We start from the raw sequence: 253 nt of genomic DNA, 5'->3' as shown, positions 1-253 counted from the left end.
ATCTAGAGCTACCTTTTCTTCTTCGATTCTCTTATCTGTTTTTTTTCGTTTTTTACCGCTTTTATTAATAGTAATATCTTGCTCATAATCTTCGTCATTCAATGCTAACGCTAACTTTTTGTCTTCACAAAGCTTGCCGACTGTGTTTTCGACGATATATTTGGTGATGTACTTTGGCGTGTAAAACACGCCATCTTTTTTGCGCTTGGTTTGCGATTTATCTACCACCTCACCTGTCAGCTGCGCCTTTACC

1 protein-coding gene is annotated in these 253 nt (G+C 38.3%); it reads right to left on the bottom strand.

The features are described from left to right. A partial coding sequence (locus tag AAEY94_RS20780; protein WP_350979940.1) for a hypothetical protein occupies positions 1-253 on the bottom strand: 253 nt, incomplete at both ends.

Source organism: Shewanella sp. AC34-MNA-CIBAN-0136 (assembly GCF_040309945.1).
Lineage (GTDB): Bacteria > Pseudomonadota > Gammaproteobacteria > Enterobacterales > Shewanellaceae > Shewanella.
The sequence above is the reverse complement of the archived record's forward strand: the minus strand, read 5'-3'. Positions and strand labels throughout refer to the sequence as shown.